This window comes from Caballeronia arationis (genome assembly GCF_001544975.2).
In the GTDB taxonomy this organism is placed as follows: domain Bacteria; phylum Pseudomonadota; class Gammaproteobacteria; order Burkholderiales; family Burkholderiaceae; genus Caballeronia; species Caballeronia arationis.
Window position 1 is genome coordinate 1 of the sequence record NZ_FCOG02000111.1, and the last position, 19,180, is coordinate 19,180.

The following is a 19,180-nucleotide window of genomic DNA, read 5'->3' on the forward strand; positions in this document are numbered from 1 at the left end:
CCGAAGTTAACATCGACCCCTCTCGTTTACAAGCAGAAAATCCTCTCTTCACTCACAGAGATGTGGGTAATCCTGAGGGCTTTCAGGGGTGTCCTTGATAGTGTCACCGGGACCGAATTCGACGCACGCACTTGAAGTTTTGCCGAGATTTACTATCCTGATTTCGCTCAGGCAGTCGCGTTAGCCTCTGCGTGTTTTGATTTGTTTGCCAGCGGCTTGGCAGGCGAACCGGAGCGCGTATGCCCGTTCGCCTCCTTGCTGCACGGAAGGAGGATAAGACCATGAGTGAGGTCGACTTCGGAGGAAGTGACTTGTTCGGCGATTCACCGTCTGCGACGCCAGATCTCGAGCTTGCTCGGGGGCTTCCCGACCAGCATCCGCGCCGGCCTGCTCGGCGCGTTCCCATCAGTCAATATCGGCATCACCGACGATACGATCGAAATCGTCGCGTTTGCACCGGACATACATCCGGCCGAGCTCGAGGTTGCGATCGACAGAGGGTTGCTGACTATCAGCGGCGAGCGCGAGCGAGCGCCTGCTCCGCGGGACGGGTTGCGTACCTATACTCAAGAGCGTGTCTTTGGGTCATTCCGGCGTGTCCTCGAATTGCCGCAGACGGCTGACCCCGACGCGGTCGACGCACGCTACAGCAACGGTTGCCTGACGGTCAGCGTGGGCAAGCGTGACGCGTCGAAACCGCGTGCCATCGCCATCCAATGAGTGGAGGAGAAAGCCATGCACCAGAAACCTCAGTTGGCCCGGAGCGACCGGGATGCCGTCGCAGGCGCGCAACGGATCAGCCCGCGCGCCGTCGCGGTCACGCCGCACGTCGACGTCTTCGAGCACCACCAATGTGTGACGCTTGGGCCGATCGTCCGGGAGTCACCATGGAAGACTCGAAGTGACGATCCATGACGGCACCCTCTACATCGAGGCGGATGCCGTCGTGCCAACACCCACCGGGGCCGGGCTTGCAACATGCTGAAGTGCGGGAATTGCGCTTGCACGGGCGTTCACGTTGAGCGCGGAGTTCGATAGCTCGAAGATCGACGCGAATCTGCAGGCGTGCTAAAGCTAACCATTCCCCGGCGCGACGAAGCTCGGCCGCGGCGCATCGAAGTCAGGTCCGCTTAAATGACGCGACCGGATTCAGTCGCTTCAAGTTGACGGTTCAGTCGCTTGGCGGTGAACGTCACCGACGAAGGAGAGATTGCAATGTCAAATGTAAAACGTGATATGCGCAACGGACGGGTGATCAGCACACGCACGCTGCCCGTGAGACAGATCGAGGCGCAGAGATCCCCCGTCGACGGCTACGTCGCGATCGTTCGAATCGAAAAAGACGGAGAGGTGCTGGTGGACTGGCATCTACCGCGGCACGCTCGGCACTGGGCGACGGAATCCGAAGCGCTGCGCGACGCCCTCGAATATGCGGCAACGCTTATTGATCTCGGCGTACTCAACGAGATGCCCTCCACCTGGCTCCTTGCGGGGTAAGGCGTCTTGGTCACGCCTTGGCACGCCGGTGGTGAGAAACGGCTGGCGCGGAACCCGCATTGGTGTGATTCGCCGGCGGATACCCGAAGCAAGCCCCCTAACGCAGACCGCCCGTTCTCCGTAGCCGTCCCTCACCGATGCCGTGACGACGTTCTGTGGTCAGTTGGCGACCGCGCCTTGATGAGGTCGCCACACGATGCGCGAATCCGTACCTCTCGGACGATCGGTACGTTCGCAAACCCGATATGCTGCAACGGCAGTCGGCCACGACCTCCACGCGTTCTCGCGCTTACACACTATGAAATGTGCGTTGGGATCCGCCAAATACAGGCCGGTTGATGGTTACCGCTCTGAGGCATTCCCGAGGCGATGAATCGCTGCCACATATCCAAGCCTCCGCATGACGCCCCCTGCTATCGAGTCGATAGGTAAATTAAAACGGCAATATCGGCGCTTGGGAATACACGCTGCTGACTCTAGTCGGGCATGCCGGCGTTTCGCCGCCGTCCATCATGCATGCAGAACTCAATGCTCTTCAAGGAGAACGCCATGTTCGTTCACAACAAGCGTCTGCAGTACACCGTTCGCGTCGCCGCGCCGAATCCGGGCTTAGCCAACCTGCTGCTAGAGCAGTTTGGTGGCCCGCAAGGGGAACTGGCTGCCGCATGTCGTTATTTCACCCAAGCCGTCGGCGAAGATGATCCGGGCCGCAAGGACTTGCTTTTCGATATTGCGACGGAGGAACTGAGCCATCTGGAGATCATCGGTTCGATCGTCGCGATGCTGAACAAGGGCGCGAAGGGCCAACTTGCCGAAGCAGTCGAAAGCGAAGCGGACCTGTACCGCTCGCTAACCGGCTGCGGCAACGATTCGCATACCACCGCACTGCTCTATGGCGGCGGCCCTGCGCTGACGAACTCGGCGGGCGTGCCGTGGACCGCGGCCTACATCGACACAATAGGCGAGCCGACCGCGGACCTGCGCTCGAACATTGCCGCGGAAGCGCGCGCGAAGATCGTCTACGAGCGCCTCATCAACGTGGCCGATGACCCCGGTATCAAGGAAGCGCTCGGCTTTCTGATGACGCGCGAAATCGCGCACCAGAAGTCGTTCGAGAAGGCCCTGCATTCGATCCAGCCGAACTTTCCGCAAGGCAAGCTGCCCGGCGTGCCCGAGTTCACGAACGTCTACTACAACATGTCGTCGGGCAACGATGCTCGCGGGCCGTGGAACGACGGCTCGGATTGGAAGTTCGTCGAGGATCCGCAACCAGCGGTCGACGGCGGCGACGGCCTTGCGACAGTCGGCGTTTCGGCCGATGACATCGAGGTACTGAAGGCAATGGCCTCCCGCACCGCGTCCAACACGAGTACCGACCCGGCCACGGGTGCAGACCTCGGTTCTGGTCAAGCATAGCGGGGATACCTCGGTGCTGCTCGGCAGCACTGAGGTTCCCCTCTTCGCTTACGACAAGACGTCGTCACGTACGCAGCGCCCAATCTCGTATTGACCCGGCCCGCTGAAGCATCTGATCAATCTTCCTCAGGACACTCCCCTGTGGGCCTTCCTCGAACGCTTGCAAGCGTGATCGGCTGGGCGCTCGCGCTCGGCTGCTTTGGCCCGGAGTAGCACGCAAGCGCGGGGCTGCTCTGCTGCACCGCACCTTCGTGCCGGCAAGTAAAATCCGAACCAGAAAAAGTTGCGCCGAGCGTTGGTTCCGGCAAGAATACATTACCTATCTCTTCTGAGGCGCATATGCGACTCGCTGAATTTATCCTGCGCGACATGGCAGGCATCGTGGCGCAGTGGGAGGCGTTCGCAGCCACCCTGCTTCCTGCGGCGGCCAGCATGGAACCGCTGGCATTGCGTGATCACGCCGAACAGATTTTGGAAGCCGTCGCAAAGGACTTGTCGACCTCTCAGAGTCGGGAGGCCCAGGCGGAAAAGTCGATGGGATTAGCCGGAAGACCAGCCAATTCTCCCGAGACAGCAGCGCAGACTCACGCGTTGCTACGGGCGCGAAGCGGCTTCGACATCAGGCAGCTCGTTGCCGAGTACCGCGCGCTTCGCGCCAGTGTCCTGCGGCGCTGGATGGACGACTGCCTCGCGGATCCCCCGGATCTGGACGACATCATCCGCTTCAACGAGGCGATCGATCAAGCAGTCGCTGAGTCGGTAGGCTTCTTTAGCGCCAACATTGATCAAGCGCGCGACCTGTTTCTCGGGATGTTAGGGCATGACATGCGAAGTCCGCTGCAGACCATTCAGATGACCGCCACTTATCTCTCGGCATTAAACGCCGGAGCGAAAATATCGGGAGCTGCGTCGCGCTTGATTAGTAGTGGCGCACGGATGCAGGCGCTTCTGGACGATTTGCTGGACTTCAATCGAACCAAGCTGGGGTTAGGCTTCAATATCGCGCCGGTAAGCGTCGACCTCGCAAGGGTATTCGACGACGAACTCGAACGGGTGCGAGCGGCACATCCAGATCGACGGATTGAATTGACGGTGCTCGGAAACGCCGAAGGTATCTGGGACGGTCAGCGCCTGCAGCAGTTGCTTGGCAACCTCGTTCTGAATGCCATTAAGTATGGCGCACCGGATGCGCCAGTGCACGTGGTAGTCGCGGGCGAATTGGAAGAACTTCGCTTCGAGGTGAAAAATAGCGGACCGGCCATCGAGCGTTTAGCGCTGGCCGAGATCTTCGATCCGCTCAAACGCGGTCCAGACCAGGAAAACAAACATGACGCGGATGGTAACCTCGGTCTAGGACTATATATCGCACGCGAGATCGCCAAGGCTCACGGAGGAGATATCGAAGCCCGGTCGAATGAGATGGAGACGGCCTTTTCTGTAAGATTGCCAAGGCACACATAGATCGGATCGGCCGATTCCCGTGGCATCCTTCGCCGTGAATACCTAACCAAAATGGGATGCACGGCCGGCATTTTAGATGGTGAGGTGTGTCGCAAGGTGCTTCGAACATCATAACGGCGTTAAGACCTAAAGAGCGCGTTCAAAGGAGACCGAGCGGCTGCAAATCAAACGAACCGCCTCCGCCCCTGCAATTGCCCCGCGTACACGTCGCGTTTTGTCGTGCGGCGGTCGCTTGCAACTGCATTGGGCTCGCATGCACTATGCTCGGGGGCCACAAGGGAAGATTGCACGCCCCCTTCGTCAACGAACTTGGCGTCTAATATGCCTTCTTCATCCCACCGCCTGAAGCCGGCGAATCGGTTCCGCCCTTTTGCATTTTTTGCGAGGATGCGGGAGTTTTTCCCATCGTGCTTGACCCCGAGGCGCCGGATGGGGACCCCGTGACACCGTCTGCGTTCGGGGTGCCCATGCCTGTCCCGCCTTGCCCGGCTCCCCCGCCGCCTGCGGTACCGCCGCCTGCGCCGCCTGCTCCCGCGCCGCCGCCGGCACCTTGGGCGTATACACCACCGGACAGACTCAGAATCAAGGAAGCAATCAGCAGTTTTCTCGTCACAATTCGCATCGCAGTCTCCTTTATCAATGGCGGTCAATTGCGGCCATGCGATGGCGCAACTCCGCTTTGGTTCGAGCCGCAATTCCCGTTCCGCATTACGGAGTTGCCGCTCAAGCGGCCGATAACCCCCTCTCCCAACGCGCCGAGTGCAATCGCGAGGGTCTACGGTCAACTTTCGGAGGCCACGGCCCAGTTGAAGCCGACTAACTGGGCTTCGACATTACGCGAACATGGCCGCGCGGTGGCCGAGGAAGTCAGACCCCGGACACGGCGCGGCCTGCGGGCCGCCTATGGGACCGAGCGTTGCTCACTTCCCGACCTGCTCCTCTGTGAGTTCCTGCTTCGCCAGCATCGTGAGCTTCTCGTCGGTCGCTTTTTCTTCCTGCAACGTCTCCAGCAGCAGCTTCATCCCGTCGGCGTATCCGAGCTTCTTGGCCAGTGTGGCCAGCGTGCCGTAGGTAGCAATTTCATAATGTTCGACTTTCTGCGCGGCGGCGATCAAGGCTGCATCAAGAATCGGCCCCTTTTCGATCTCTTCAATTTGTTCTTGTCCTTCCTCAACGAGGCCTTCCATGGCCACACATTTCACGCGCTTGAGCTTAATCTGCGCACTCTCGACGACCCGATCGATTCGCTCTATCTGGCCTTGCGTTTCTTCCAAGTGGGTTTCGAAAGCGGCAGCGAGGTCGGGACTCGTCGCCGCACGGGCAAGGCGAGGGAGCGCCTTCGTTAACTGCTTCTCTGCACTGTACACGTCGGACAATGCGTGAATAAAGAGGTCGTTGAGGGTCTTGGTTGCCATGGCTTCTCCTTTAGGTTAGCTGAAGAGTACGCGCAGAAAATCACGCGCAGCCCGGCTCACGCAACGAGCATGCCGCGCCCGGAACCTTTCCGTAATTGTCGATGCTCCTTCGCCTCGGCTAGCGACAGCGCGGTCTACCCGACTAGCGGACGGGTGGAAACGGCCCATTCCTGCGCAGTGGACGGGAAGCAAATCTCACCGGCTTGGCGGAAACGCGAACAACGGTTGGTTAGCCCGTCCAGTCCGGCGTTTTGCGCGACGCTTAGTTACACTAGACTAGCCCGCGATGAAACGAGAGCGAATTTTCCGTGCTCCGCAATCGCAGACGGGAGGCCTCAAAGAGCTGGAGAGAGCCGATCAACTTCACGCCGGGACCTGGCCGCCCGCAGCGGCCCATTAGTTGCTGTTGACGGAGTATCGACAGCTGCCATTATTCTGTTATGCACGCCGGACATCGTCGTTTTCACCAGTTGTGGACCACCCGCGCTTTCGAGCTTGTGGAACCCCCAGTCACAGCGCTTATCGTCGACGATGACGACGCGTTGGCCGAAGCGTTGGCCCAAGCGTTAGCAGCGGGCGGTTTGCAAGCCACTACGGCGCTCGGTGGGGGCGCCGCAATCCGTGCGACGCAACACTGGACACCGCACATTGTCGTGCTCGACATTCAAATGCCAGGCTGCGACGGCTTCCAGGTTGCGCGAGCGTTTCGGACCTCACCCCGTCTGGTGTTAGTGCCAATCATCGCACACACATCACTTGCCGAACGCGAGATTATTGAGCGCGGCAAGGCGGCCGGAATCGACGCTTATTGTAGAAAGGGAAACTCGCCGCGCGCATTACTGCGTTTAATTGCGCACCTTACCCCGACACCCCCTCCTCACCTTGGTTCGACGTGACCAGAAGGCGAGCGCGCTGCATCGGCTTGCCAAATGATCTTCGCCGGACGATGTTCGAAATATCTTGTTCCCCCTCGACTCCGAGCCTGCGACCTACGACTCCCGCGCGTGACAGTCCAAGTCCGGAGCCCGACAGTCAGATGTCGGAGGGGGTTTGCCGGTCGTTCACGTCACGCACCCGTGTCGACGTCAACGATCACCTCAACCGGTGACGGAAGCCGCACTCGCAGGAAGCCGGCGCCACGCGTGCAATGAAGGCCATAATTGCGCGGCGCCACGCAAATTACGGCACGCCCTTTTTCGACGCCAGGTCCTGCGCCATCCTCAGATGCTCCTGAGTCGTCGGCAATGCCTTCTGTGCCGCCTCCTTCAGATCCGCGACCTGGCCGCCCTTCGCTTCCTTCTGAAACGCCTCGACTGCCTTCTGGTGCCCTTCCACGCCCACCGTCTTGATGTAAGCGGAATCGAACTCCTTGCCCCGCAGTCCCTTGAGCGAATCCAGCACGGTCGTGTCGGAATTGTCCTTCGACACCGTGGCGCCGTGCGGCGCGGCCATCTTCAACTGCATGGTAAGTTTCGAGTGGTCGACAAGCATGTGGTGGGCGAAGCTTTTCACATCCTTGTCCTGCGACTGCTTCGTCGCGAGTTTGCTGGCATCGATTTCCGTAGAGCTTGACATCGATGCCACCTGCCCAAACTCCTTGTCCTGTGCCGGCAGGTTGTTTGCCATCGTGGAGCTGGCGGCCTGTGTCGTCTGGGCAAGCACCGCCGCCGGGGCGATGACGGCAAGCGCCATCGACAGGACTATCGGGTTCGTTTTCATGGCTTCGCCGGGTGGTTTGCAGTGGCGACAATCAGCAATGCGGATGCCACACGACTGGCCCCACCGCTGCTTCGCTGAAGCTGCATCGAATGGATGCATCCGCGTGCCAGAAGCGTCACCTCCCGACAACGAATGCGGCCGCCACTAAGCGGCCAAAACGTGGATTGCGATCTGCGCCGTTTGGCGAGCCCCAAGCGAGCCCGTTCAACATCTGCACGCAGTGACCATTTCGGCAGCTTCAAAACGCACGTCCCTCCGGTGGAACGATGTTTGCTGTCCGGCGTTTGTCCGCCCGCAGCGCTCTTCCCTTACCGCGCGTCCGAATGCCGCCAACGACCAGATGCGAGGACCTCACGTTGGAACCCTATGAACAACGCGAAAGCGATAGACGCGGCGGGTCGCGCTGCCGGACCGGCCGCTTCGTCGTCACGCGTCCAACCTGCGTCGTGATTGGCCTCGTAGCGCTTCTCAATTGTCTTTTTGCTGTCGCCGTGGCTGCGCCGGCCCAGAGCGCGCTAAAACCGGCGGGCATCCAGGCCGAGCGGATCCTGGATCTGTGGAACCTGACGCTCGCGGTTTGCTCGGCGGTGTTCGCTGCGATCCTGATCGCGTGTTTCGTCGCGTTGCTTCGTGCGCCTCGCGTGACGAATAGCACGCGACCGGAATTGTCGACCATCGAGTCCGCCGAGCCTGGCTTGCGCCGCTCGGTGGTCGCCGCGACAGCCGTATCAGCCGTGTTACTTTTCGGCCTCGTGTTCGCCGACGTGCTCACCGACCGCGCGCTTTCGCGCCTGCCCGTCACCGATGCGGTTCACATTGAACTGACCGGCCATTAGTGGTGGTGGGAAGCCCGCTATCTCCCCGCCGGCGGTGCAGCCGGTTTCACGCTCGCCAACGAACTGCATGTGCCGGTGGGGCGGCCCGTCGTTGTGTCGCTGGTCGCGGCGGATGTTATCCATACGTTCTGGGCGCCGAACCTTCACGGCAAGAAGGACATGATCCCGGGGCGCCGCGCCACGATCGAGTTTCGCGCCGACCGCGCCGGCACCTATCGCGGCCAGTGCGCGGAGTTCTGCGGATACGAACATGCGCTGATGGCGTTCCTCGTCGTCGCCGATCCCCCCGCCGAGTACGACGCATGGGCGGCACGACAGCGCGAGGCCGCTACCTCGCCTTCGGACGAACCCGAAGCACGCGGGCAGCAGCTCTTCATGACGGCCGCCTGCGCGCGCTGTCACGCAATTGCAGGTACGCCGGCGACCGGCAGACTCGGCCCGGACCTAACGCATCTCGCGAGCCGCCGGACGATCGCCGCGGGCACGCTTGCGAACGATCGCGATGCGCTTGCCCGCTGGATCGCCGATCCGCGCGCGCTGAAACCGGCCGCGATGATGCCGCCGAGCCACCTCGCCCCCGGCGATCTGCAAGCGTTGGTGACCTATCTCGGGACGCTGAAATGAGCCAGCCGACGCCATCTGCCCGTTCCGATGCACGCCTGCTCGACGGCCCCGGCGCGCCGCCTTGCGTGCGCGAGGCGCTGGCGGCGACGTGGAGCGATCCGCCCGGTATCGTCGGCGCGCTCTCGGCAATCAATCACAAGACCATCGCCCGCCGCTTCATGGCGACGACGTTTGTCTTCTTCATCCTCGGCGGCCTGCTCGCGCTCGCGATGCGCACGCAACTGGCGCGCCCCGACGCGCGGCTGATCGGCCCGGGCCTGTACAACGAACTCTTCACGGTGCACGGCACGACGATGATGTTCCTCTTCGCCGTCCCGGTGATGCAGGCGGTCGCGGGCTTCTTGATCCCGTTGATGATCGGCGCGCGCAGCGTCGCGTTTCCGCGCATGAACGCGTACGCCTACTGGGTGTTCTTGTTCGGCGGCATCCTGCTGTTCGCCTCGCTCGCGGTGAACACGGCGCCCGCCGCCGGCTGGTTCAGCTACGTGCCGCTTGCGGGCCCTGACTATGCGCCGGGCAAGGGCACAGACATCTGGGCGCAGATGATCACCTTCACCGAGCTCTCGGGCCTGCTCGAAGCGATCGTCCTGATCACGACGATCTTCAAGCTGCGAGCGCCGGGCATGTCGCTCAACCGCATGCCGCTCTTCGTCTGGGCGACGCTCGTCACGCAATTCATGGTGATCTTCGCGATGCCGTCGATCATGCTGTGCAGCACCGCGCTGATTCTCGACCGGCTGGTCGGCACGCACTTCTACAATCCCGCTAAGGGCGGCGACGTGCTGCTCTGGCAGCATCTCTTCTGGTTCTTCGGGCACCCCGAGGTGTATCTGATCTTCATTCCGCCGCTCGGATTCATCTCGTCGATCATTCCGACGTTCGCGCGGCGTCCCGTGTTCGGCTATCCGGCAATGGTGCTTTCGCTGATCGCGACGGCTTTCCTCGCGTTCGGCCTGTGGGTGCATCATATGTTCGCTACGAACGTGCCCGAACTCGGCAAGAGCTTCTTCACGGCGGCGAGCCTGATGATCGCGATTCCATCAGCGGTCCAGATCTTCTGCTGGATCGGCACGCTATGGACCGGGCGACTCGATCTCAAGACGCCGCTCTATTTCGTACTCGCATTCTTCTTCATCCTCGTGCTGGGCGGGCTGACCGGCCTCATGCTCGCGTCCGTGCCGCTCGATTTGCAGGTCCACGATACGTATTTCGTCGTCGCGCATCTCCACTATGTGCTGATCGGCGGCGCGGTGTTTCCGCTCTTCGGCGCGTTCTACTACTGGTTTCCCAAGTTCACCGGCCGCATGCTCGGGGAGACGCTCGGCCGCTGGAATTTCTGGCTCTTCTTCATCGGCTTCAATGTCACGTTCTTTCCGATGCATCTGCTCGGCCTCCAAGGCATGCCGCGACGCGTGTGGACCTACCCGCACGGCATGGGCTGGGACGGCATGAACCTCGCGGCGACGATCGGTGCATGGACCATCGCGCTCAGCGTGCTGCTTTTCATCGTGAATGTGGCGACGAGCTACCGGCGCGACGCGACGGCGACGGCCGATCCGTGGGGTGCGGGAACGCTCGAATGGAGCGTGGCGTCTCCTCCGCCGCCGCATAACTTCGACGCGGTGCCCGTGGTGCATGGACGCGACCCGTTGTGGGAGCCTGGCGCCGAGCCCGCGTTCGTCGCGGGCCTCGCCGCCGACGCGCGCGAAGTGCTCGCGACCAGCGTGCTCGATGCGATACCCGATCATCGGCCGATGTTTCCGTTGCCGTCGATCTGGCCGTTCGTCAGCGCCGTGGCGACCACCGTGCTTTTCATTGGCTCGATCTATACGCCGTGGGCGGTGGTGTGGGCGTCGGCACCCGTGGCAGTCGCGATGATCGCGTGGTTTCTGGCCGAAGCGCCGCGAGAACGCGTGCGCCGTGGCGCGGGAGCAGCGTCCATGACCGATCGCCTGCGATTTAAGACTGCGCACGTGCGGCATCGCGCCGATCGCGACGACTCGCTCGTACTCGACGTGCGGAATCTGCCGACCTTCGGCTTCGGACATCGAAGCCTGATGTGGTGGAGCACGTTGGGCCTGATGCTGATCGAAGGGACGGTGTTTGCGATCGGCGTGATGATGTACTTCTATCTGCGCAGCGTGGCGCCAAGCTGGCCAATGGCCGCGAGCCCGCCCGAGTTGCGTTGGGGAACGCTCAACTCGATCGTGCTGATCGTGAGCCTCGTGCCGAACCAGCTTGCGAAGCGCGCGGCCGAGCGTGAAGACCGCGCGCGGGCAGGTCTCTGGCTCGTCGTGTGCGTGCTGGGATCGGTCGCCTTCCTCGCCGTGCGCGCCTTCGAGTTCTCGGGGCTCAACGTGAGCTGGTACACGAACGCCTACGGTTCGGTCGTTTGGCTGCTGCTCGGCCTGCACACGACGCATCTGATCACCGATACCGTCGATACTGCCGTCCTCGCCGTGCTCATGTTCACCGGGCCGTTCGAGGGCAAGCGCTTCGTCGATGTCAGCGAGAACGCGCTCTACTGGTACTTCGTCGTGTTGAGCTGGTTGCCGATCTACACGGTGATCTACTGGGCGCCGCGCTACTGACGTGTGCGCAATACGTTGCATGGGATCGGAGTACGTGCTGAAGCATTTGCTCTGGTCGACAAGGAGACTCGATGCGAACCTGGCTTGCGCTAATCGTCGCGCCTTCACTGACGCTTGCGTGCCTGGGTGTCAACTACGCGCTCGTCTCGACGATGGCCCCGGCGTGCACGGCGGTGAGCGTCGCACCGCTCAATGGCGTGAGCGTCGCGAGCTTCGCCGTATGCGTCGTCGCGACAATCGCAGCGTGGCTCCGCTGGCGCTCGATGCGCGGCGGTCTCCCGTCGGACAGCACGGCGCGGCCGGCGCGCGCCGCTTTCGTTGCGTCGGTGGCGATCGGCGTGGGCGTGCTGTCGGCTTTGTCCGTTCTCGCGATCGCGATACCGCAATGGCTGCTTTCACTGTGCTGATCCTTCGAGCGAGCGTCGCCGCCATGCTCGCTTGGGCGGGCGCCACGGAGGCCCACGTGCTCTCCGCCGACGATCGCGCCGCGCCGCACTTCGGCTGGACCTTCGAGCCGTGGGTGGTCGGCTTGCTGGTCCTGTGCGCCGCGCTGTATGTCGCCGGATACGTGCGACTGCGCAGGCGCAGCCGCCGCTCGCGGCCAGTGCGCGCCGTGCATTTCGCCGCCTTCGCAGGCGGGTGGCTCGCGCTCGTGGCCGCGCTCGACTCACCGCTCGATGCGCTCGCCGCCGCGCTCTTTTCGGCGCACATGCTGCAACACGAAGTGCTGATGCTGATCGCCGCGCCGCTTTTCGTGCTCGGCCGGCCGCTCGCGGTGTGGATGTGGGCGTTTCCGCTATCGATGCGCGGCGGCATCGGCCGCGCGGTGCGCTCGCGCTGGATACGCGCGCCGTGGCGCACGCTTACGACGGCGCTCGCCGCGTGGCTGCTGCATGCGGCGGCGCTCTGGGGCTGGCACGCGCCGACGTTCTTCGAGGCGGCGCTCGCCCGTCCCGGTATCCACACCTTGCAGCACGCGAGCTTTCTCGTGAGCGCGCTGCTCTTCTGGTGGACGGTGTTCGGCAATACGCAACGCCGCGAGGGCAGCGCGCACGCAATGCTGTCGCTCTTCACGACGATGGTGCATACCGGCGCGCTTGGCGCGCTGCTCACGCTCTCGCCCGGGTTCTGGTATCCGTCGTATGTCGAGAGCACGAGCGCGCTCGGCTTCGATCCGTTGCAGGACCAGCAGCTCGGCGGACTCGTCATGTGGGTGCCGGGCGGTCTTGCCTACCTTGTGGGCGGACTCGCGGTCGGCGCGCGCTGGCTGACGAGGCGTGGTCCAACGCCGATGCGGTTGCACACCAGCGCGGCCGAAGCAAACGCTCGCGCGCCCGCCGCGCAGGACGGCTGACATGCGGCCTGCATCCAGCGTGCATCCGCTCGTCGCGTTGTGCTATCGCGTGTGCAGGCCGCTATCACTACGCACGGTGATCGTTGCATCGCTTGCGACCCTCGCGCTCAACGCCAGTGGTGCGCCATCGGAGCCCGCCGGGCTCGTCGCACGCGGCGCCTATCTCGCGAGGGCCGCCGATTGCGCCGGATGCCACCGCCACTGATAACGGCGCCCCCTACGCGGGCGGGTTGGAGATGAACTCGCCGTTCGGCACGATCGTCAGCAGCAACATTACGCCCGACAAGCGCCACGGCATCGGCAACTACAGCTACGATGATTTCGCGCGTGCGTTGCGCAAAGGCGTGGCACCGGGCGGCAAGAGGCTCTATCCGGCGATGCCATACCCCGCGTTCGCCAAGATCACCGACGACGACATGCGCGCGCTGTACGCGTACATGATGCAGGGCGTGCCGCCGGTGAGCAGCGTGCCGCCGCCCACCCGCGTGCCTTTCCCGTTCAATCAGCGCTGGGCGCTCGGCATCTGGAACTGGTTTTTCGCGCCGTCGGGCGCGTACAAGCTGCGTGCCGACCGCGATGCCGAATGGAATCGCGGCGCGTATCTCGTGCAGTCGCTTGGCCATTGCGGTTCGTGCCACACGCCGCGCGGCGCGGGGTATCAGGAACGCGGCTACGACGAGTCGTCGAAGCACTATCTCGCGGGCGGCATTAACGACAACTGGTATGCACCTAACCTGCGCGCCGACCCCGGCTCTGGTCTGGGTCGCGTCGGCCGGGACGAAATTGCGTCCTTTCTCAGGACGGGGCATGGCGGCGGCATGGTGACTTTCGGCAGCATGGTGCAAACGGTCGAGGACAGCCTGCAGTACCTGAACGACGACGACCTGCGCGCTATCGCGGCATATCTCAAGTGCCTTCCCGCGGCGGGCACCGCCGACGGCCGATTCGATCCGCCACGGACGGATCGCGCGGCGCCCGCCCTCAAGACCCGCGCGCCCGACGTGCCGCCCGTAACGGGCGCGGCCGTCTATGCGTCGTTCTGCGCCGAGTGTCACCGGCCACAGGGCGAGGGCGTGGCCGATGCGTTCCCCAGGCTGGCGGGCAACCCGTCGGTTATCAGCGAGGACACGACGTCGCTGATCCGCCTGCTTGTCGAGGGCGGCAATAGCCCCGCGACACGCCACGGCCCACCGCGCCAGGCAATGCCCGCGTTCGCCGAAACCCTGACCGATGTCCAGATCGCGCAGGTCCTCACCTACGTCCGGGCTTCGTGGGGGAACGATGCGCGGCCGGTCACCACCAACGATGTCTCATCGCTGCGCAGCAAGTTGCACAAATAACCGAGCGTTCTGTTCCATGCAGCTTTCGGCGTTGAATATTTAGCAGGCTTTTGAAGTAGACGTCGCTATGCGGTCTTACGCGTTGCGACGTATGCTGACTTAGCGTGTCCAAGCGGCGCACACATATTTTGTGCGCTCGCCGCCGCTAGCGGCTTCGGAATATCGCTGCTATCCGCCGAATCAGGCTGCTAGACCTGCAAGTCTGCGCATGCGGGCAGGTTGTAGCCGACCTGCGAAACGCGAAGAGTTTTATTGTCGAAGTAGAGACACGAACTCCCGGAGCCGGACGCAAATCAAAATAGAATTATCGGTGGCCGCACAGCATGCATCGCGCGGCTGGAGACCGCCGCAAGCTTTTGGTGTCAAGCGGCACGGCCCTGCTATCCGCACGAGCAGCACCTACCGCGGCGCGGCCGCAACCGCCTGTTCGACAAAAGCCGCGAATAGTGCATGGAAATGGGTCGTTGGATGATCCTGGTCCGCGAACATATACGTCTGGTCCGCATTGGAAACCGTATAGGTATCCGGCGAACAGAAGAGCGAACTGGGAATGGGAAGACTCCGCAGCGACAGCAGTTGGATATTGCACGCGATGCCGGTGTTGCTAACCGTGAACCCTTTCGCCTGAAACGTCGCGATCGTGTCATTCGTAAATGTGTATGCGTCGACCAAGATCACCTGGTTCTGAATACCGATAGCTTGCAGTGCGCCGATGAGCGCGGCGTTGAACGTCTGCGTCAGCAGCGTCAGTTCGGCCCCGTGGTCAGCGCTGTTCACGCCGAGCGGCGATGCGCCTATATTTCCCACATTCGACACGACGACGTGTTTTGCCCCGGCAGTCAAAATCTGTGCAGCAATGGCACCGAGTTGCTGGGCCGCAAGCGTGACCGCCTGGTCCGCTTGGGCTGTGGTTTCGCTGCCGCCCGTGACGGCGTCGGCGTGGATTCGGATATCGCTTCCGCCTCCGTTGACGAGAACAAGCTGGCCCGCGTTGAAGCTGCCGTGTGAAGCCAGATAGTTATGCAGTTGCGTCACCACCGGCACGGTCGTCGGGCCGAGTCCGTTTGCCTTAAAATCAACGCCGTTCGGATCTGTGACCCGCGCTCCGCCCTGTGCGTACCCGAGACCGTCCGGATGAGCTGTCACCGGAAACGCGAAACCACCCGTGTAGGCGGCCGTGAGCGTGCCACCGTAAAAATTCGCGACGTCCTGTGTCCATACTTGGCCGGGATTGGTCGTGAAACGCCCCCCACCCACGCGCTGAGCGATGGGTGCATACGTGCCGACGTCGGACAGACTGTCACCGAACGAAACAACCTGGAAGCTCGCAGCGGGGGGCGTCACAGGTGGCGTGACCGGCGGGTTGCTGGGACTGCCGTCGCCGCCCTGACACGCAGTGAGCAAGACAAACGTCAGGCTCGCCATGCCGATCGCAGCCGCATGGATAAAATTGGTTTTGATCGTGGTCATGGTCAATTCCTCCAATGCCCGACTGCCGTCGGTCCGCGCCTTGATGTATGGGTCTCGGCGCGCCATCGCTAACTCCACGAGCACTTCGTAAAGAAGGACGCGGTATTTCTGTTCTTGGCGATATTTCGGATCATTTGCCTTCAGCACTCTCACTTTGCCGGTTTTCCGTTGCGAGCTCCTTTTTGCCGTCATGATAGGTGCGCTGCAGCGTGTCTCCCTCCATGGCGCGGACCACGCGATATGACCGCGCCTTGCTTTTGCTATTTCGGCGCCGGAGTGTAATGAAATGGGTGCTGGCGTGGGCTATGGAGCCCTCGAAATGCTAAACAGTGCCATCATCTTCGCCGAAGGAACTTTTACCGGCAGCTCTTTGCACTGCTTTCTACCGTCCAAATTTAACTCTGCCACCCGAACGCTTCGACGCGGGTGATCGGCTGCTGCGTCGTCACAGCAGCTCTGATTGCACCCGGCATCGGAAGCTTGAGGCTGTGCCATACAGCCTCGGGAGCGGCAGTCATTGCGCCGGGCCTGGCGGCAAATTCGCAACGCTGGGCTCGGTCGAGGCTGATCCGAAACGCGCGCTCGAGCAGGTCGTCCGGTGACTCCGAGGCACCCGCCGGCGGCAAAGGTAGGAGGGCGCGCGACGCGTTCCTTTCCAGTGGATTCACCAGCCCGACACCCACCTGTGCCGCACTGGCAACGATCACAATCCAGACACCGGCCTGCCCGATATCCATGGCGAGCGGCCGCCCGTCACGCAAACTCGTGACCACTAGCCGGCTGTCCGGCAACTCGTCAATGCCTACCTCGCCGGGATCGCAGATAAGCATCTGCGACACCACGAGCCGAAACGCGGCCCTGGCAACCCCGAATTGCCGGCTGAGCGCAGAGTCAGGACGCGCCTTGATTCGCTTGCGCTCTGCGCTTGATAGCCATTGACCTATGCTCACTGCGGAGATTTGTCGCCATGCGCCGGGCAATCGCCAGACGAAAAGCTCGTGCGCAGCGGGGACGCGAGCTCCGCCCAAACGGGACCGCGATAGCGGGTGCGCTCTCCACTGCACATTTGAACCGGCGTCCTCCCTTGCAGGGCGCCGCGGCGCGTCAGCGCGTGCAATCATTGGCATTAACGGGTCTCAATTTATGGCGGTTTATCCTAGCCTCATTATTGATCAAGACTTGCGCGTCCTCAGATCGCGCGGAAGCCACGATGCAACCGCACCACTTCCCTGATTTTGCGCATCGTCCGCCCGGTATTTCAAGCACGACGCCTCAGTGACGACTCGTGGAGCCACAGGCCGCTAGACCTTCGGCGACCGACGTCTGCAATGGGCCGAACAAGTGTCGTCGCTTTGGACGGAAAGGCCAACCAACGGCCGGCTATGCAATCTGCATACCTGATGCACAAAGGCCATATACCGGGACAGTCGTCCGGGTTTTCATACGAGCATTCAAACGGCGACCCGAGCGTGACAATGGGCCGCCGGCCAAAAAAGGCAGCGCGATGTAAAACGCCGTTCCGTCGCACAAAGCGCCGCTGCCGTGCCGATCTCTCCTTCCGATTCCTTGAGAAGGATGGCCCAGTTGCCCGATGAGGAGACGGACGAGCTCGACCTGTTTCTGAAGTCCAACGCGACATCTGACGAAACGATGTTACTCGACATGCCGGACGGGTACCTGACCGCCGTTGTTATCGGACCGAGAAACTTGCAACCCAGCGAATGGTTGCTTGGTGGTTGGGGCCAACGGCGGAGGACGGGCCGCAATTCGAGACCGGGGATCAGGCGCAGCATATCCTGGATCCAATCCTGCGGCAGTACAACGGAATCATCGGGAGCCTAAAGGCAATGCGGATGCGTTCGAACCGGTTTTCGATACCGTCAACTATCCCAACGATCCGCGGGAGTACATGGAGGGCGAGCCGTGGGCAATCGGATTCATGCAGGGCGTTGCACTGTGCCAACACGACTGGCAGCCGCTTTTGATGAAACACAAGGCCGCGGGTGGCTCCGTCCCCTGCATTTGGTGTACGGCGGAGGTCACACCCGCAGACGAAGCATTGACTCGCTGGCCGGATCAACGTGAAGAACTAGCCAGACAGATCCCAGCGAGCGTTGCAGCAATATACCGCTATTGGCTGCCCTATCGGAAAGCAGTTTACGCGGGGCAACTCGCGACGAGGCGTTGTCAGGTTGCTGGGTCGTGCCGCGTAAGATTGCGCGATGAAAAAATCAAAATCGCTGTATCACGGTCACCGTTTTCCAGCCAGCGTCATCAGTTGCGCCGTGCGCTGGTACCACCGCTATCGATTGAGCTTGCGTGATACCGAAGAACTGCTCTTCGAGCGTGGCGTGATCGTGACCTACGAGACGACGACCCCGCTGCTGGTGCGATAATTTTGGCGCAGGCTTTGCTCGTCGGATGAAGGCGCCTGACGCACGGGTACGATCCAGACTATCGAATTCAACGGCCGATGTCTCGGGTCGACAACCGGTCCGCGCGTGCTTCATCTCTTAAAGGTGAAAACCATGTTCAGGAATCTTTTGCAATCAGGCTTGCGACCGTCGTTGCATCGATTCTGGGGGCGTGTGCGACGGCGCCTGCAGGTCCTGCCAGTTCTTCCATCGACCCGCCTCAGGCCGAGCGGGTGATGACGTTGGTAGCTTCTGGCGTGCAGACTTATTCATTTGAGTTCGACGCGCGACAACATCTGGGTTGGGTCTTCAGGAGCCCGCAAGCGACGCTGTTCGATGCGAGGGGCCACGCCGCGGTCTGGCACGCCGCCGGGCCGTCCTGGGGAGCGGAAGACGGAAGCCGGATTGTAGGGCGTGTGCTTACACAGCGTCCCAGCGAAACGCTGGCGAGCATACCGCAACTGTTGCTCGAAACTCATAGCACGTCCGGCATCGGCGCGCTGTCGGTTGTCCGGTACGTGCAGCGAGTGCATACCGTTGGAGGAATGATGCCGACCGCACCGTGTTCGACGGAACACGAACTCGGTAGCTCGCCGTATCTTGCGGATTACGTTTTCTACCGATAGTAAGTAGCAAGCGCTTTTTGCGTTGCCGTTTTCGTCAAACAAGGTGGTCGGCACCTGGACCTTGATGTCCGGATCGGAGAAGCTCGCAAACGGCAAGACAATCGTTCCTTCGGCGTCCGGCAATCTCATGCTGGATTCGACCGGCCATGTGGCATTTTTTCTCGTGGGCAAAGACCGCCCGAAGACGGTAGCTAATCCAAGCGTGCCCATCGGTCCTGTCATCGCGTACTACGGAACATATACCGTCGACGAGCCCACCAGCACGCTCACGTAGAACGTCGAAGCCAGCACATCGCCGGCATTCGACGGCGCGGTTCGCAAGCAGAAGGTCGTTTTGATTGGCGATAAGCTGACCACGACCGGGTCTCCCGTCAAGACGTCCGACGGAGAGATCATCCCGATCAACGAATGGAAGCG

Annotated in this window: 15 protein-coding genes and 5 pseudogenes; 15 read left to right on the top strand and 5 right to left on the bottom strand. The window is 62.0% G+C overall.

Annotated elements, in window-relative coordinates; translation table 11 throughout:
• Positions 1-351 precede the first annotated feature (351 nt).
• From AWB81_RS33085 to AWB81_RS33105, 5 genes and pseudogenes are all read left to right on the top strand, one after another.
• Complete coding sequence (locus tag AWB81_RS33085) at positions 352-720, top strand: Hsp20/alpha crystallin family protein (RefSeq protein WP_374730534.1); 369 nt, start codon at positions 352-354, stop codon at positions 718-720.
• A 15-nt stretch (positions 721-735) separates the two neighbouring features.
• Positions 736-1,134, top strand: a pseudogene (locus tag AWB81_RS47310) (Hsp20/alpha crystallin family protein).
• A gap of 81 nt (positions 1,135-1,215) precedes the next feature.
• The gene (locus tag AWB81_RS33095; protein WP_062641511.1) at positions 1,216-1,497 is read left to right on the top strand and encodes a DUF6566 family protein; all 282 of its coding nucleotides are present in this window, start codon (positions 1,216-1,218) and stop codon (positions 1,495-1,497) included.
• Between the two features lie 549 nt (positions 1,498-2,046).
• Positions 2,047-2,913, top strand: a complete 867-nt coding sequence (locus tag AWB81_RS33100; protein WP_062641514.1) for a manganese catalase family protein — start codon at positions 2,047-2,049, stop codon at positions 2,911-2,913.
• A 339-nt stretch (positions 2,914-3,252) separates the two neighbouring features.
• Positions 3,253-4,374: a sensor histidine kinase gene (locus AWB81_RS33105; RefSeq protein ID WP_062641516.1), complete on the top strand. Its 1,122-nt coding sequence runs from the start codon at positions 3,253-3,255 to the stop codon at positions 4,372-4,374.
• Between the two features lie 920 nt (positions 4,375-5,294).
• Here AWB81_RS33105 and AWB81_RS33115 read toward each other — a convergent pair.
• On the bottom strand, positions 5,295-5,789 hold the full coding sequence (locus AWB81_RS33115) for a YciE/YciF ferroxidase family protein (RefSeq protein WP_062641519.1): 495 nt from the start codon (positions 5,787-5,789) through the stop codon (positions 5,295-5,297).
• A 440-nt stretch (positions 5,790-6,229) separates the two neighbouring features.
• On the opposite strand from AWB81_RS33115, the gene AWB81_RS48925 reads away from it, so the two are divergent.
• A complete protein-coding gene (locus AWB81_RS48925; protein ID WP_062641521.1) occupies positions 6,230-6,685 on the top strand; it encodes a response regulator in 456 nt (151 codons plus the stop codon).
• Positions 6,686-6,968: 283 nt separating this feature from the next.
• Here the strand turns inward: AWB81_RS48925 and AWB81_RS33125 are convergent, their stop codons facing one another.
• Positions 6,969-7,508: a DUF4142 domain-containing protein gene (locus tag AWB81_RS33125; protein ID WP_087135362.1), complete on the bottom strand. Its 540-nt coding sequence runs from the start codon at positions 7,506-7,508 to the stop codon at positions 6,969-6,971.
• Between the two features lie 446 nt (positions 7,509-7,954).
• Between AWB81_RS33125 and AWB81_RS33130 the strand changes: the two are divergent.
• From AWB81_RS33130 to AWB81_RS33150, 5 genes and pseudogenes are all read left to right on the top strand, one after another.
• Positions 7,955-8,968, top strand: a pseudogene (locus AWB81_RS33130) (cytochrome c oxidase subunit II).
• Entirely contained in the window at positions 8,965-11,559 is a 2,595-nt protein-coding gene (gene ctaD, locus AWB81_RS33135) for a cytochrome c oxidase subunit I (RefSeq protein ID WP_062641524.1), read from the top strand. Before AWB81_RS33130 ends, ctaD begins: the two are co-directional and overlap by 4 nt.
• A gap of 71 nt (positions 11,560-11,630) precedes the next feature.
• Positions 11,631-11,966: a hypothetical protein gene (locus tag AWB81_RS33140; RefSeq protein ID WP_062641526.1), complete on the top strand. Its 336-nt coding sequence runs from the start codon at positions 11,631-11,633 to the stop codon at positions 11,964-11,966.
• Complete coding sequence (locus AWB81_RS33145) at positions 11,945-12,913, top strand: cytochrome c oxidase assembly protein (protein ID WP_062641528.1); 969 nt, start codon at positions 11,945-11,947, stop codon at positions 12,911-12,913. The genes AWB81_RS33140 and AWB81_RS33145 overlap by 22 nt, the downstream gene beginning before the upstream one ends.
• 1 nt (position 12,914) lies before the next feature.
• Positions 12,915-14,253, top strand: a pseudogene (locus tag AWB81_RS33150) (c-type cytochrome).
• Between the two features lie 399 nt (positions 14,254-14,652).
• Here the strand turns inward: AWB81_RS33150 and AWB81_RS33155 are convergent.
• Together AWB81_RS33155 and AWB81_RS33160 are read right to left on the bottom strand one after the other, a co-directional pair.
• Positions 14,653-15,723 (bottom strand): SGNH/GDSL hydrolase family protein, encoded by a 1,071-nt coding sequence (locus AWB81_RS33155; RefSeq protein WP_062641535.1) that lies wholly within the window; start codon positions 15,721-15,723, stop codon positions 14,653-14,655.
• A 395-nt stretch (positions 15,724-16,118) separates the two neighbouring features.
• Complete coding sequence (locus tag AWB81_RS33160) at positions 16,119-16,673, bottom strand: hypothetical protein (RefSeq protein ID WP_144444237.1); 555 nt, start codon at positions 16,671-16,673, stop codon at positions 16,119-16,121.
• Positions 16,674-17,298: 625 nt separating this feature from the next.
• Here AWB81_RS33160 and AWB81_RS48930 point away from each other — a divergent pair.
• From AWB81_RS48930 to AWB81_RS33180, 4 genes and pseudogenes are all read left to right on the top strand, one after another.
• Positions 17,299-17,565, top strand: coding sequence for a UPF0149 family protein (locus AWB81_RS48930; RefSeq protein WP_062641532.1), 267 nt, complete (start codon positions 17,299-17,301; stop codon positions 17,563-17,565).
• Positions 17,456-17,851, top strand: a pseudogene (locus AWB81_RS48935) (UPF0149 family protein); the annotation flags it as partial. The gene AWB81_RS48930 and the pseudogene AWB81_RS48935, both read left to right, overlap by 110 nt.
• A gap of 94 nt (positions 17,852-17,945) precedes the next feature.
• Positions 17,946-18,095 (top strand): annotated as a pseudogene (locus tag AWB81_RS33175) (IS6 family transposase); the annotation flags it as partial.
• A gap of 278 nt (positions 18,096-18,373) precedes the next feature.
• A complete protein-coding gene (locus AWB81_RS33180; RefSeq protein WP_087135363.1) occupies positions 18,374-18,763 on the top strand; it encodes a DUF3455 domain-containing protein in 390 nt (129 codons plus the stop codon).
• A 228-nt stretch (positions 18,764-18,991) separates the two neighbouring features.
• Here AWB81_RS33180 and AWB81_RS47315 read toward each other — a convergent pair.
• Positions 18,992-19,180 (bottom strand): hypothetical protein (locus AWB81_RS47315; RefSeq protein WP_235026032.1); only part of this gene is annotated, 189 nt, incomplete at its 5' end.

Coding starts and splice junctions, on each gene's coding strand:
- AWB81_RS33115 (WP_062641519.1), bottom strand. CDS start 5,789: ATGGCAACCAAGACCCTCAACGACCTCTTTATTCACGCATTGTCCGAC.
- AWB81_RS33105 (WP_062641516.1), top strand. CDS start 3,253: ATGCGACTCGCTGAATTTATCCTGCGCGACATGGCAGGCATCGTGGCG.
- AWB81_RS33125 (WP_087135362.1), bottom strand. CDS start 7,508: ATGAAAACGAACCCGATAGTCCTGTCGATGGCGCTTGCCGTCATCGCC.
- AWB81_RS33140 (WP_062641526.1), top strand. CDS start 11,631: ATGCGAACCTGGCTTGCGCTAATCGTCGCGCCTTCACTGACGCTTGCG.
- AWB81_RS33145 (WP_062641528.1), top strand. CDS start 11,945: ATGGCTGCTTTCACTGTGCTGATCCTTCGAGCGAGCGTCGCCGCCATG.
- AWB81_RS33180 (WP_087135363.1), top strand. CDS start 18,374: ATGACGTTGGTAGCTTCTGGCGTGCAGACTTATTCATTTGAGTTCGAC.
- AWB81_RS48925 (WP_062641521.1), top strand. CDS start 6,230: ATGCACGCCGGACATCGTCGTTTTCACCAGTTGTGGACCACCCGCGCT.
- AWB81_RS33095 (WP_062641511.1), top strand. CDS start 1,216: ATGTCAAATGTAAAACGTGATATGCGCAACGGACGGGTGATCAGCACA.
- AWB81_RS48930 (WP_062641532.1), top strand. CDS start 17,299: ATGGCCCAGTTGCCCGATGAGGAGACGGACGAGCTCGACCTGTTTCTG.
- AWB81_RS33155 (WP_062641535.1), bottom strand. CDS start 15,723: ATGACCACGATCAAAACCAATTTTATCCATGCGGCTGCGATCGGCATG.
- ctaD (WP_062641524.1), top strand. CDS start 8,965: ATGAGCCAGCCGACGCCATCTGCCCGTTCCGATGCACGCCTGCTCGAC.
- AWB81_RS33100 (WP_062641514.1), top strand. CDS start 2,047: ATGTTCGTTCACAACAAGCGTCTGCAGTACACCGTTCGCGTCGCCGCG.